Raw genomic sequence first — 12,273 nt, 5'->3', positions numbered from 1 at the left:
GCGCGACGACGCGGGCGAGGCGTTCGCGCGGGCGTTCCGCTCGGTGCACGGCGTCGGCCCCGGTGAGGCACGGCGGACCGGCGCGGCGCTCAGCTCCCAGCCCCGGATGACCTTCCGCCTCATCGTCGACGGGAGCAGCAGCATGCGCTATCGCGTCGTGCACAAGCCGGGGTTCAGCGTCGTCGGGGCGAAGGCCCGGGTCCCGCTCGTGCACTCGGGGCCGAATCAGGCGATCATCGATTTCGTCCGCGGGATCGGGGACCGGGCGAAGGAATCGCTGGAGACGCTGTCCGACCAGGAGCCGCACGGCACGCTCGCGGTCTGCGACGACCTCGATCCCAGCCGGGCGGAGGGCACCGACCTCGACTACTACCACGGGGTCGTCACCTCGGCGGCCGCGCCGGAGGGCATGGCCACGCTGCCCGTGGCGGCCGGGGCATGGGCGGTCTTCACCACTTCGGGGCCGGCGCCGGAGGCGATCCAGGTGCTGTGGCGGGACGTGTTCACCCAGTGGTTCCCGTCGAACCCGTACCGGAGCCGCCCCGGGCCGGAGATCCTTCGTACGCGGATGTCGGCGGACGGCAGGGAGGCGGATGCCGAGCTGTGGCTGCCGGTGGAACGGGAGGCCGACTGATCCGGGCCGCTCGGCATGAGAGAGCAGTCGGAAAACCGGGGCGGGCGTGCACGAGTGCCTGGCGGCGGCCCGGCCTTCCGCTGCGAACGCCCGCGGGCGGACGGGGCCCTCCAGGCCGCGGCAACAGCGCCGACGCGCGTGACGTCTCCCACCGACACCTCATCGACGCACTGAGGCAGGACCCGCGCAGTGCGGATCCCGGCGAGGCCGCACGGGCGCAGGAATACGCCGACGATCTGGCGGAGGCGGTCCAGACGGAGAGTCCGGCCAGGGCGGACCGGATCCTCCGCCGGATCAACGCCCCCCTCGCAACGGCGAGTTCGGCTTTCGCCCTGACGAGAGACCTCCTGCCGCCCGGCGCCTGAAGTACGCCCGGCCACCCAACACCCGGCCACCCATCGCCCGGCCACCCAACGCCCAGCCCCCCAACGCCCGGCCCCCCATCGCTCAGGGCGGTGGTGTCGAGCCGGCGTACGCCGTTACCGCTGCTGTGCCGTCGCGGTGGTGGACGCGCAGGGCGGTCGCCCCGGCCACGGCTACCGTCGCGATCGCCGGCGGGCGCCCCGGCCCCGTCACGACGTCCACATCGGCCATGGCGAGGTCTCGCGGCGCGGTCGGCCGGTCGGGCCAGGCGAGGACCGTCGGCGGCCGCGTGGGTACGGACACCTCGAGGCGGCGGGGCGGCACGGTCAGGCCTACGCCGAGGGCTTTCAGTACGGCTTCCTTACGTGTCCACACCCGCAGGAAGGCCGACGTCCGTTCGGCGGGCGGGTGGGCGTTCAGGGCGGCGAACTCGGCGTCGGACAGCGCTACGGGCGCCACCGTGTCGACGTCGAGCGCGGCGCCGGCCTCCTCGACGTCGAGCCCCACGACTGCCCCGTGCACGACGGCGACGCCGACGACGTCACCGCTGTGCGTCACGGAGAAGTCGACGCCGGCGAACGGGGAGCCGTGCGGCACCGCGAGCCGGGGCTTGCCGTGCGGGCCGCCGCAGCGCGGGCACACGCGGCGCAGCGGGACCTCGGCCGGCGACACGCCGAGCAGCTCCCCCAGGGCGATGCGGCTGAGGGCGCAGCCCAGCAGGAACCGCCCCTGGTCGTCGGCCCGGGCGATCGCCTCGTGGCGGGCGCGTTCGACGGGGTCGAGCAACGCGGGGAGCCGGGCCGCCGCCCGGGCGTCCCGCAGGCTCGCCCACCACACCCCGACGCTCACCTCACCGGCCACCCCGTCACCGCCGAACCGGCCCGCGCCTCTTCGTCCGGGAAAAGAACTTCAGTGCACCGCGCGCAGCATGCGCGTCACATTGATTTTCGTCGGGGAGAGGCCGAGTTCCACGCTCTGCATCATCCGCTCGCCGTTCAGGCGGCCGTAGGCGAGCAGGTCGACGTTGGCCAGGCTGAATTCCGGCCAGGTGTGAATACTCAGATGGGAAGCGGAAAGCAGCAGAATCGCGGTGACCGCACCATTCGGGAAAACATGCGAAGCCTCCCCGAGAACCTGGGCGTTTCCCTTTTCGGCGGCCGTGCGCAACACCTTGAGGAGGCGCTGTTCGTCGGTCAGGATACTGTGGTCGCTCACCCACACGTCGACGGCGTACGAGCACAGATCGTCGACGTTTATGCCCTCGGTGGCGAGGTTGGCGGAATCAGTCATGGGGAATCAGGGAAGGCGAACCGCCGCCCCCGTCTCCTTTCACATAGATCTGCGCTGGTCCGTGTGCCTAAGCGGAAGGTCGCGAGGCCGATAACCGGCACTCGGCGTCGCCCAGCCTAGCATCCGGGGCGCTCCGCGGCTCGCGCGTAGTCGGCGTCTTTGCCCGCCCGCTCCCCCCTCCCCCGCACGTGTCGAATTCACACGAATCGCCGTGCGGGGCGGCACCGAATTCGATATGCCGGAAATTCCGTCCCCCTTCTCCCTTTTCCTTTTCATCGGCCGGTCGGGGAGGTCCGTGAGCAGCCCGTATACTCGATACTCCTGGATTCCATACAGCCCGCCCGGAGCAGCATTGTGAAAAACGCGCCTCGACACCGTCGGAGTACGACCGTCGATCAAGTGCTCACGGAAGTCGCGGACGCCGTCAGGCTGCAGGAGGGCCCGCCCGGCGTGCGGTCCGTCCTGCGCGCCCTGCGCCGCCTGGCTCCCGCCTCCACGAAGGACATCAGCCGAGCGACCGGCCTGCCCGTGCCCATCGTGGCCGCCCTCGGCAACGAGCTGCGCCGTCGGGGCCTGCTGACCGAGCAACGTCCCTCGCGGCTCACCCCGGCCGGCCTCGACCTCGTCGCCCGGCTCGGGATGGACCTCACCCTCGACGCCACCTGCACCACCTGCGACGGACGTGAACTGGTCGTCCCGGAGGTGCTGGACGAGGCGGTGCGGCGGCTGCGCGCGATCATGGAGACCGGGCCGGCCGCGGACATGGCGATCGACCAGTCCCACTGCACGCCCGAGACCAAGGTGCGCCGGGTCCTCGCGCTGCTCACGGCGGGCGCGCTGCCGGGCGGCTCCCTGCTGCTGATCGGCGACGACGACCTGATCTCCCTGGCCGTCGCCGTCGTGGGGGACGTCCTCGGCGGACCGATCGTCGAGCGGGTGACCGTCGTCGACATCTCCCCCGAGATCCTCGCCTACGTCAAGAAGGTGTCCGCCGGTCTCGGCACCCGGGTCGAGACCGTCGAGCACGACCTGCGCCGGCCGCTGCCCGCCGACCTGCTCGGCGGTTTCGACGTGGCGATGACCGACCCGCCGTACACCCCGGAGGGCGCCCGGCTGTTCCTGTCGCGGGCCGTGGAGGGCCTGCGGCCCGGCCCCGCGCACAGCGTCTTCTTCTCCTTCGGCGGCAAGAGCCCCGACGAGATGCTGGAGGTCCAGCGGGAGATCATGGCGCTCGGCCTGGTCACCAACGGCTACATCCGCAACTTCAACGAGTACGAGGGCAGCGGCATCCTCGGCGGGGTCGGCTTCTTCCAGCACCTGCTCACCACCACCTCGACCGCCTCCCGCCAGGGCGACTACGGCGGCCCCCTCTACACCGGCGACAAGCGGACCCGGCAGCGCGAGTACACGTGCGTGGCCTGCGCCGCCGAGCTGCGCGTCGGTCCCGGCGCCCGCTGGACCTCCGTCGCCGCCCTGCGCGCCGACGGCTGCCCCCAGTGCGGCAAGGGCCCCTTCCGGCCGGGCCGCCTGGTCTCGGTGGAGGAGGAAACCCCGGCGACGGCACCCGCAGCGTCCCCGGCGACGGCACCCACCGCACTCTCGGCCACGGCACCCACCGCACCCCCGGCCGGAGACCCGACCCCGGCCGAGCCCCAGGCCTCGGCCCCGGCCCCGGCCTCAGCCGCGCCCCGAGTCCCGGCCCCCGCGGCGGCCGCCCCCGCCTCCCCCCGCTCCGCCTGGCACCCCCCGGCCCCCGAGGCCCGCGCCGCCCTCGCCGAGCGGGCGCAGCCCTACCTCACCCGTCAGGCCGACGAGCGCGACCTTCCCGCCATCGGCGAGTTCGAGGCCGAAATCGCCCGCGTCTCCTTCGGCGAGGACGCCGTCGACGACCCCGCCCGCTGGGCGTCCCGGCTGGGCCGGGCCATGGAGAAGTCGAAGGAGGGCATGATCGTCGCGCACCGGCCGGGCGAGCCGGCGGTCGGCTGGTGCTGGGTGAGCATCAACCAGAACGCGATGACCGGCGACCGTTACGCCAACTTCCGCTCCCTCGCCGTGGCCCCGCTCGACAACCGCGCCGACGTGGCCGAGCTGCTGCTCACCGCGGGCCTGGAGTTCTGCCTGGCGAACGGCATCACGGAGGTCGTCGGGCGGGTCCACGTCGGCAACGTCCCGATGCGCACCGTCTACCGCAAGTTCGGCTTCGACCCCGCCATCCTGACCATGAAGCTGCGCCTCGCGGAGGAGAGCACCCGATGAGCGGGGCGACCGGCTACGACCCCGACCGCATCAAGTGCGTCGTCTGGGACCTGGACGGCACCCTGTGGGACGAGATCGCCGTCGAGGCGCCCACCGACGAACTGCCCGTGCCCCGGCCCCGGATGCTCGCCGCGATCGACGCGCTGGCGGGCCGCGGAGTGCTCAGCAGCCTCGCGAGCCGCAGCGCCCCCGCGGTCCTGGACCGGCTGAACGCCGTACCGGAGCTGCGCGACCGTTTCCTCGCGCCGCAGGTGTCCTGGCAGGACAAGAGCGAGTCGCTGCGCAGGATCGCCCAGGATCTGGGGATCGCCGTGGAGGCGCTCGTCCTGGTCGACGACTCCCCCTACGAGCGCGCCGAGGTGGAGGCGCTGCTGCCGGGCGTGCGCACCCTCGCCCCCGAGGACGTGCCCGCGCTGCTGGCGGCGTTCGAGGGCCGGGAGGTCACCCCCGAGTCGCGGGAACGGGTGCGCCGTTACCGCACGGAGGAGACCCGCCGGGCGGAGGGCGAGCGTTTCGAGGGCACCCGGGAGGAGTTCCTGCGCTGGTGCGGGATGCGGCTCACCGTCGGCGTCGCCGAACCCGACGAGGTGCCCCGCGCGCTGGAGCTCGCCGCCCGCACCCATCGTCTCAACTCCTCGGGGCTTGGCCCGCAGCGGCTGAGCGGACTGGTCTGCGAGGAGGGGCACGAGCTGTACACCGCCCGGATGAGCGACCGTTTCGGCGAGTACGGGATCATCGGCGCGGCCCTGGTGGACCGGACCGGCCCGGGCGTCTGGTCGGTCCCGCTGCTCGCCCTGTCCTGCCGGGTCGCCGGGCGGGGCGCCGCCGCAGCCTTCCTGTTCTGGCTGATGGAGCGGGCGCGGGAGGCCGGCGCGCGGGAGTTCCGGGTCGTCCTGCGGCCGACCGACGCCAACCTGGAGATGCGGATGCTGCTCCGCCAGGCGGGCATGCGCCGCGTCGACGACGCCCCCCTCGCCGGCGACGACGCGGCGGACGCCGTCGCCGTCCTCGGCCGCTCCCTGCACGGCGACCTCCCGCAGTCCCCCGCCTGGCTGCACGTCACCGCCAATACGAACCCGGACCCCGCCCCGGCCTCCCGAAAGGACACCCCAGCGTGACGGACGCCCACACCCCCTCCTCGACGGACCGGACGACGGTGGAAAGGCAACTCCGTTCGATGATCGCCGAGGCGGCCCGTCTCGACCCCGCCGCGGTCGACCGGCTCCCCGCCGACACCGAGCTGTTCGGGCCGCTGATCGGCCTCACCTCGCTCGCCGGCGTGACCCTGCTGGGCTCGGTCCACAGCCGCTTCGGGGTGGACGTCGCCGCGCTGGACCTGAGCCTGGACAGCCTCCAGTCCATCGCCACGCTCGCCGACTTCGTCACCGATCACGTCAAGCGCGGCTGACGCCTTCGAGCTCACCGCTGTTCGCAACGGGTGATCCGCGCGGTTCCGCCGTGACCTGGCCGGGCGCACGGCGTTGAAGGGGGAGTGCGGTGGCGTGTCCTGCTGCCGCGTGAACCGAGTGAGTTTAAGGAGAACGTGATGTCTCGCATCGCGAAGGCAGCCGTAGTCGCCCTCGGAACCGGCGCCATGGTGGCCGGCGGCGCCGGCCTGGCCATGGCGGACGCGGGCGCGCAAGCCGCGGCCGTGGGCTCGCCGGGCTTCCTGTCCGGCAACGTCGTCCAGGGTGTGCTCCACCTCCCGATCAACGCCTGCGGGAACACCATCGGCGCCGGCGGACTGCTCAACCCGGCCTTCGGCAACACCTGCGCCAACGTCAGCGGCCACGACTCGGACCGGGACAAGGACGACAGCGACAAGGGCCACCACCACGACAACGGCGGGCACGGCTACGGCGGCTGACACCCCGTACCGCGCGCAGCACGCGACGGAGCCCCGGCACCTCGAGCGCCGGGGCTCCGCCCGTCTCCGCACCGGCCCGACGCCGTACGGCCGGGACCCGCCGGACACGGACCGGCCGACGGCCTTCGACCGTCTCAGGCGTACCGGTAGATCCGGCCCACGTCCTCCAGCCGGTCCGGGGTCACGTCCCACGGGGGCAGCTTCTCGTGCCGGGCGACGACCCGCCGGTACTGCCTGCTGCCCGACGCGGGCGGCTCGGCGGGCAGGTAGCGGTGCTCGCGGTGACGTCGCTGCCAGCGCGTCCAGAGCAGGTCGATGAAGGCGTGGTGCAGCCAGAAGACGGGGTCGTTGACGGAGGCGCCGCCGACCATCACCCCGCCGACCCAGCGGTGCACGCGGTTGTGGTTGCGCCAGGCGGCGCTGCCACCGCCGCTCCCCCACCCCTCCAGTTTGTTGCGGAAGCCCCGGCGGGACGTGGAGTCCCACGGGGCGGTGTCGTAGACCGGGTCGGCCAGCGCCCAGTCCAGGTCGCTCTGCCTGGGCAGCTCGATCGGGTCGCGGGCGCGGCCCAGGTCCCGGGTGAGGAACCGCCGGTCGGTCACCCCGTCCTTGATGGTCCAGTTGCCCGTGGAGTACGCGAACGGCCCGGTCGTCACCTGGAGGTCGGAGCGCCGCCCGTTGCCGCCGAGCAGGTCGTCGGTCCAGGGCGCGGAGGTCGCGGAGCGGTCCCGGGTCCAGTCCCAGTACGGGATGGTCACCGAGGAGTCGACCCGGCGCAGCGCCTTCTCCAGGTCCAGCAGGAACTGCCGGTGCCAGGGCAGGAACGAGGGCGCCATGTGCGCCGTACGCAGACCGCCCTCGCCGTCGGAGACGTAGTACTCGATGTGCGTCCGCACGAACTCGTCGTACTCGCCGCGTCGTTTGACCTCCAGCAGCGCCTTGACGAAACGTCTGCGCTCGGCGGCGGTGAGCGCGCTGACGTTCTTACGGGTGTACGCCATGGTGTTCCCCCCTGTGGATGTGCCCAGCTGCGGAACCGGTGTCGCGGAGCTTCTCCCCGGGGCCCAGCTCGTCGACCGCGGCGCGGGCCGCCTCCAGCGGGGTGGCGTACGAGGCGTAGTGGTCGACCATGCTCAGCCACGTGCCGTCGGCGCGGCGCATCAGGTGCAGCGGGCGGCCGTCGACGGTGACGCTCCAGCGCTCGTCGCCGACGGCGCGGCCCGACGCCATGAGGACGCCCTGCAGGCGCCGGCCCCGGTAGGTCTCGTCGAAGGAGGTGTCCGTGTCCGGCCCGGGAAGGTCGGTCCCGGGCGCGGGCCGGGAGGCGGCGACCACCGGGGCGAGCGCGAGTGCCGCCGCCGCGCCGAGCAGTCCGCGCAGGACGTCCCGCCGTGTTCTGCCCCGTGCTGCGGGTCCTGTCGCGCCCACCGGCGCTGCCGTCACGGGTACTCCGTCGACGCTGACCATGGCCTGCTCCTCGTCCGGTTCGGTTGTCCACAGCGCTAACCGGCCGACGGGCCGCGGGGTCACGTAGAACGGCTGCGGGCAGGGCCGGAGGAGGGACACGGACAGGGGGAGGGCCCGGACAGAGGCCGTCCGGGCCCGCTCGATCCGGCGGTCGGACGGCGCGGGCGGTCTCAGCTCCGCAGGCGGCGGGCGGGCAGGATGACGTGCGCCGCAGCCGTGAGGGTCTCCTCGGCGCCCGCGAACGCCGCCAGCGCCTCGGGCCCGATGTACGTGCCGGGGGCGGCCTCGGGCCAGGGGCGGGTGGTGACGACGAGGTAGGCGTAGCCGCGTGCTTCGGCGGCGGCGAGCCACTCGGCCGGCGGCACGCACTGCGCGGTCAGGCCCCCCAGGGTGAGGACGGCCGCGCCCGACTCCACCAGCAGGCTGACCGGCAGGCTGGGCTTGGCCATGCCGTCGACGAGGTCTCCTCCGACGGGCAGCTTGTTCTCGGTCAGCAGGTGCTCGATGGCGGCGGCGGAGGCTTCGGGGCCGTCGGCGGCGTCCCCGAGGGAGTACGCGAGGAGGTACGGCATGTCGCCGCCGTCGGGGGCCTCGCCGCTCCACGGGACGACGACGAGGGTGCCCAGGTCGGCGGCGCGGGGGAGGCGGGTGGCGCTGGGGGTTGAGGTCATCGCGTGACCATATAGGCGCGAGAGCGCACGGCCTGACGGCTTCTCACCCGCGCGGAGGACGCCGGACGGGTGCTCCACACGAACGGGGGGACGCGTGCGGCACTCGGCTCGAACAGCGGCGAGGGCCGGTCCCGTACGCCGTCGTACGTCATGGAACCGGCCCTTCGGGAGCCTCCAGGCGGGCGGTCAGCCCTGCAGCGGCAGTCCGCCGAGGAGCGGGGTGCTGTTGAGGGCGCCGGTGGCGCCCTTGACGGCGTTGAGCGCGGAACCCTTGTTCTCGGTGTCGAGCGCGTGCGACTGGTGCTGCACCGGCATCACGTCGACGGGGCCCTTGGTGAGCGTGTTCACGGCGCCGTTGAGGCTGGAGGGCGTGAGGTCGGAGGTGCTGTGGGCGAACGCCGGGGCGGCGGCGCCGGCGATCACCATCGACCCGGCAACGACAGCGGCGGCCTTCAGGGACTTCATCGGGTTCCTTTCTGCGGCGACTTCAGTCACCAGGAGAAATGTGACGCCCTGTCTAACGATCCCCACGGCCTGCGGAAACCCCGTCCACGCGAATTGCCCGCGCCGTGACGAGGCGCGGGCAGGCGCGCGTCACGCGGCGGGCAGTCCCTCCGTCGGCCGCGCGGGTGGGACGGCCGGCAGGAACGGGGCCGCCGGGAGGGCGGACGGCGCGGAAGGCGTCACCACACCGGGGGCAGAAGCCGCTTCCGTGGGCGTGGTGGCAGCGGCCGCTTCCGTGGGCGTGGTGGCCGCGCTCGCTCCGGTGGGCGCCTGGGGCTCCGCCGGGAAGGCGGGCGGTACCGCCAGGCCGACCTCGGTCGGGGCGGGGAGCTCGTCGGCGAGCAAGGTGGCCTCGACCAGGTCGACCAGGCCGCCCACCACGTCCCTGGCCGCCGACACCACTTGACCGACGTCACCGACGGTCATCACGGCGAGCAGCGCGTCGAGCGCCGCCCGCAGGTCGGCCAGCGCGTCGGCTCTGCTGTCCGCGGCCGTGTGCTGCGCCCTCGCCGTCGCCGCCGAAGGATCGCCGCTCGGCGTGAGACCGCGCAGCGCGTCGACGGGCGGCCCGGCGGCGGGCGGCACGGCGGTGGGCACGGCCGCCGGGCCGGGCACCGCGGCGACGGGTGTCTGCGTCGCGGGCGCCGCCATGTCGACGGGCGGCGTGCCGGCAGCCGTGCCCCCCGAGGACATCACCATGGAGGAGGTCACCACGCCGCCCCCGGAGACGACCGAGGTCGCCGTGGATGTGGATGTGGATGTGGATGTCGACGTCGATGTGGATGTCGACGTCGTCCCGCCGCTCACCATCGTGATCATGTCGAGCGCCTGACGCACCGCGTCACTCAGTTGCTTGACCTGATCAGGTGTCATCGGACGCTGGTCGGCGGGCAGTGCCGAGGTGAGCAGGCCGGTGACCGGCGTGAGCACGGCCCCCAGCGAGCTCAGGCCGTCGAGCCGGCGGAGGAGCACGTCGACGCCGTCGACGCCGGGGACGGCGGTCGCCGCGACAGTGGGCTCAGGGGTCGCGTCCCCGTCCACCGCGAGTGCGGTGGGAGCGGCGATGCCGAGAACGAGGGTGGCGCAGAGCGCGCAGGACGCCAAACGCCGCACGGGGGGCAGACCACGCATGAGGTTCCTTCCGAAGTACGCCGGGTCACCTCCACCGTGAGAGGGGCCGTCACACTCCGCAACAGGCCCGCCACCGTTCGGGGCGACGGGGGCGGTCCGGCAACGCGAACGGCCGCCCTTCCGTCGGAAGGGCGGCCGCATACGACCGCGTCGAGGTCGGCCTCGATCGAGGTGACGTCAGTCGCTGTTGACGCAGGTGTTGCCGAACGCGGGGTTCAGCAGGCCGGCGGCGTCGAGGGTGTTGCCGCAGAGGTTGAGCGGGATGTGGGGCGCGACCTGGATGACGTTGCCCGACAGCACACCCGGGGAGTGCTCGGCGACGGCGTTCGCGCCGCTGTCGGCGACGGCGATCCCTGAGGCGCCGGCGACGGCCGCGGCGGCAACGGAGGTCAGGGCCAGGCCCTTAGCGATACGCGACATGGAGAGGTGCTCCTTGAGGTTTCGATCACAACACTCGGGCGGGGATGCCCGACCCTCTGTCAACGCGTGACACGCCCCGGAGTTGTGCCGCCGTTGGAGTGAACCAAGAGAGGCGCGAACTTGACGATCGAACGGACGTACGCGCGGCCGTTCGGGTGATTCACCGCGCCCTTCCGGCCGCCGACGCGTTAACGGACGTTTCCATTCCGGCAGTCGCTCCGGCGAACCCCACGCTCAGCGCGTCGGGCGGTCCGCGGAGGCGCGCGTTCCGGCGCACGACCACCCCTCGGCACCCGATCGGCCCTGTTCGATACCGCGCGCGGGTTTCGAGAAAGGCGGTGACCAGCGGGCCTTCCAGCTCGTTTTTCGGCCCGTACCCCGGCGTCGGCCTGTGAGCGAGGAAACCGCGCGATGCATCAGCCAGAACCCGACTTCGCACCGCGGGTCCTGCACCTCACCCAACCAGTGGACGGCGGAGTCGCCCGCGTGGTGACGGATCTGGCGCGGGCTCAGCTCGCCGCCGGGATGCGCGTCACCGTCGCGTGTCCCGAGAGCGGCCTCGCCCGGGACCTCAGGTCCCTCGGCGCGGACGTACGGCGGTGGGAGGCGACGCGGGCGCCGGGCCCCTCCCTTCCCGGCGAGGTCCGGCGGCTGGGACGGATGCTGACGGCGGTACGACCCGACCTGGTCCACGCGCACAGCGCCAAGGCCGGGCTGGCCGGACGGCTCGCGGTGCGGGGGCGCGTCCCGACCGTGTTCCAGCCGCACGCCTGGTCCTTCGAGGCGGTCGGCGGCTCCACGGCCGCCCTCGCCCTGCGCTGGGAGCGGCTCGGGGCACGCTGGGCTCACCGGCTGGTGTGCGTGAGCGAGGCGGAGCGTACGACGGGCCGGCGGGCCGGGATCGCCGGGCAGTGGAGCGTCGTACCGAACGGCATCGACCTGGACCGCTTCCATCCGGCCCCGGTGGACACCGTGCGCGCCGCGCTGCTGCCGGACGTCGACCCGACCGCGCCGCTGGTGGTGTGCGTGGGACGGCTGTGCCGGCAGAAGGGGCAGGACGTGCTGCTGCGGGCGTGGGACGCCGTGCTGCGCCGGCTGCCCGACGCCCGGCTCGCGCTGGTCGGCGACGGTCCGGACGGCGAGGAACTGCGCTCCCGCGCACCGGAGTCGGTCGTCTTCGCGGGCTCGGTGGCCGACGCCGTCCCCTGGTACCAGGCCGCCGACCTGGTCGTCCTGCCGTCCCGCTGGGAGGGCATGGCGCTGGCCCCGCTGGAGGCGCTGGCCTGCGGGCGGCCCGCGGTGGTGACCGACGTGGACGGCGCCCGGGAGAGCATGCCGTCCGCGCTCGCGCCCCGCTGCGTGGTCCCGCCCGACGACCCGGCGGCGCTGGCCGGGGCGGTCGTCCATCTGCTGCTCGACCCGCTGCTGCGCGAGTCCCTCGGCCACGAGGGCCGCCGCCACGTCGTCGACGCGCACGACGTACGGCGCACCGCGGCCGCGATCTCAGACCTGTACCGCGAACTGCTCACCGTCCCGCGGCCCTTCGCCTCCCCCGTCACCGAACCCCCGTCCGCCGCGCACCCCGCCGGACCGACCGACCCCTCCGATCCGACCGACCTCACCGACCACTCCCCATCCATCCGACGTCCCGATCCCGACGGTCCCTCCCG

12 protein-coding genes and 2 pseudogenes are annotated in these 12,273 nt (G+C 73.5%); 6 read left to right on the top strand and 8 right to left on the bottom strand.

Annotated features, from left to right (window positions below):
- Positions 1-10: 10 nt before the first annotated feature.
- Positions 11-634 (top strand): annotated as a pseudogene (locus tag ACIRS4_RS26920) (GyrI-like domain-containing protein); the annotation flags it as partial.
- Between the two features lie 447 nt (positions 635-1,081).
- Here ACIRS4_RS26920 and ACIRS4_RS26915 read toward each other — a convergent pair.
- Both ACIRS4_RS26915 and ACIRS4_RS26910 read right to left on the bottom strand, forming a co-directional pair.
- Positions 1,082-1,846 carry a 4'-phosphopantetheinyl transferase family protein gene (locus ACIRS4_RS26915; RefSeq protein ID WP_404200860.1) on the bottom strand — a complete coding sequence of 255 codons (765 nt, stop codon included), beginning with the start codon at positions 1,844-1,846 and terminating at the stop codon, positions 1,082-1,084.
- Between the two features lie 60 nt (positions 1,847-1,906).
- The gene (locus ACIRS4_RS26910) at positions 1,907-2,287 is read right to left on the bottom strand and encodes an S-adenosylmethionine decarboxylase family protein (RefSeq protein WP_404200858.1); all 381 of its coding nucleotides are present in this window, start codon (positions 2,285-2,287) and stop codon (positions 1,907-1,909) included.
- Positions 2,288-2,686: 399 nt separating this feature from the next.
- Here ACIRS4_RS26910 and ACIRS4_RS26905 point away from each other — a divergent pair, with 399 nt between their 5' ends.
- From ACIRS4_RS26905 to ACIRS4_RS26890, 4 genes are all read left to right on the top strand, one after another.
- Positions 2,687-4,543, top strand: a complete 1,857-nt coding sequence (locus ACIRS4_RS26905; RefSeq protein ID WP_404200856.1) for a GNAT family N-acetyltransferase — start codon at positions 2,687-2,689, stop codon at positions 4,541-4,543.
- On the top strand, positions 4,540-5,661 hold the full coding sequence (locus ACIRS4_RS26900) for an HAD-IIIC family phosphatase (RefSeq protein ID WP_404200854.1): 1,122 nt from the start codon (positions 4,540-4,542) through the stop codon (positions 5,659-5,661). The genes ACIRS4_RS26905 and ACIRS4_RS26900 overlap by 4 nt, the downstream gene beginning before the upstream one ends.
- Positions 5,658-5,951 (top strand): acyl carrier protein, encoded by a 294-nt coding sequence (locus tag ACIRS4_RS26895; RefSeq protein WP_404200852.1) that lies wholly within the window; start codon positions 5,658-5,660, stop codon positions 5,949-5,951. The genes ACIRS4_RS26900 and ACIRS4_RS26895 overlap by 4 nt, the downstream gene beginning before the upstream one ends.
- Positions 5,952-6,089: 138 nt before the next feature.
- Entirely contained in the window at positions 6,090-6,410 is a 321-nt protein-coding gene (locus ACIRS4_RS26890) for a chaplin (RefSeq protein WP_404200850.1), read from the top strand.
- 134 nt (positions 6,411-6,544) lie between these two features.
- On the opposite strand, the gene ACIRS4_RS26885 is transcribed toward ACIRS4_RS26890, so the two are convergent.
- The 6 genes from ACIRS4_RS26885 to ACIRS4_RS26860 all read right to left on the bottom strand — a co-directional run bounded on the left by ACIRS4_RS26885 (position 6,545) and on the right by ACIRS4_RS26860 (position 10,603).
- Complete coding sequence (locus ACIRS4_RS26885; RefSeq protein ID WP_404200848.1) at positions 6,545-7,411, bottom strand: tyrosinase family protein; 867 nt, start codon at positions 7,409-7,411, stop codon at positions 6,545-6,547.
- A complete protein-coding gene (locus tag ACIRS4_RS26880; protein WP_404200846.1) occupies positions 7,395-7,877 on the bottom strand; it encodes a tyrosinase cofactor in 483 nt (160 codons plus the stop codon). Before ACIRS4_RS26880 ends, ACIRS4_RS26885 begins: the two co-directional genes overlap by 17 nt.
- Before the next feature lie 170 nt (positions 7,878-8,047).
- Positions 8,048-8,548 (bottom strand): DUF5949 family protein, encoded by a 501-nt coding sequence (locus tag ACIRS4_RS26875; protein WP_404200844.1) that lies wholly within the window; start codon positions 8,546-8,548, stop codon positions 8,048-8,050.
- Positions 8,549-8,734: 186 nt separating this feature from the next.
- Entirely contained in the window at positions 8,735-9,013 is a 279-nt protein-coding gene (locus ACIRS4_RS26870) for a hypothetical protein (RefSeq protein WP_404200842.1), read from the bottom strand.
- A 129-nt stretch (positions 9,014-9,142) separates the two neighbouring features.
- The gene (locus tag ACIRS4_RS26865) at positions 9,143-10,183 is read right to left on the bottom strand and encodes a hypothetical protein (protein WP_404200840.1); all 1,041 of its coding nucleotides are present in this window, start codon (positions 10,181-10,183) and stop codon (positions 9,143-9,145) included.
- Between the two features lie 177 nt (positions 10,184-10,360).
- Positions 10,361-10,603: a chaplin gene (locus ACIRS4_RS26860; protein WP_404200838.1), complete on the bottom strand. Its 243-nt coding sequence runs from the start codon at positions 10,601-10,603 to the stop codon at positions 10,361-10,363.
- A 411-nt stretch (positions 10,604-11,014) separates the two neighbouring features.
- Between ACIRS4_RS26860 and ACIRS4_RS26855 the strand changes: the two are divergent.
- A pseudogene (locus ACIRS4_RS26855) lies at positions 11,015-12,247 on the top strand (glycosyltransferase); the annotation flags it as partial.
- Between the last annotated feature and the right edge of the window lie 26 nt (positions 12,248-12,273).

The sequence above is a fragment of the Streptomyces sp. NPDC101166 genome (genome assembly GCF_044768125.1).
GTDB lineage: Bacteria > Actinomycetota > Actinomycetes > Streptomycetales > Streptomycetaceae > Streptomyces.
This window is presented reverse-complemented; position numbering and strand designations above follow the sequence as displayed.

Excerpts from the sequence above, each read along its gene's own strand:
- ACIRS4_RS26880 (WP_404200846.1), bottom strand. The coding sequence starts at position 7,877 with ATGGTCAGCGTCGACGGAGTACCCGTGACGGCAGCGCCGGTGGGCGCG.
- ACIRS4_RS26870 (WP_404200842.1), bottom strand. The coding sequence starts at position 9,013 with ATGAAGTCCCTGAAGGCCGCCGCTGTCGTTGCCGGGTCGATGGTGATC.
- ACIRS4_RS26890 (WP_404200850.1), top strand. The coding sequence starts at position 6,090 with ATGTCTCGCATCGCGAAGGCAGCCGTAGTCGCCCTCGGAACCGGCGCC.
- ACIRS4_RS26900 (WP_404200854.1), top strand. The coding sequence starts at position 4,540 with ATGAGCGGGGCGACCGGCTACGACCCCGACCGCATCAAGTGCGTCGTC.
- ACIRS4_RS26860 (WP_404200838.1), bottom strand. The coding sequence starts at position 10,603 with ATGTCGCGTATCGCTAAGGGCCTGGCCCTGACCTCCGTTGCCGCCGCG.
- ACIRS4_RS26885 (WP_404200848.1), bottom strand. The coding sequence starts at position 7,411 with ATGGCGTACACCCGTAAGAACGTCAGCGCGCTCACCGCCGCCGAGCGC.
- ACIRS4_RS26865 (WP_404200840.1), bottom strand. The coding sequence starts at position 10,183 with ATGCGTGGTCTGCCCCCCGTGCGGCGTTTGGCGTCCTGCGCGCTCTGC.
- ACIRS4_RS26910 (WP_404200858.1), bottom strand. The coding sequence starts at position 2,287 with ATGACTGATTCCGCCAACCTCGCCACCGAGGGCATAAACGTCGACGAT.
- ACIRS4_RS26875 (WP_404200844.1), bottom strand. The coding sequence starts at position 8,548 with ATGACCTCAACCCCCAGCGCCACCCGCCTCCCCCGCGCCGCCGACCTG.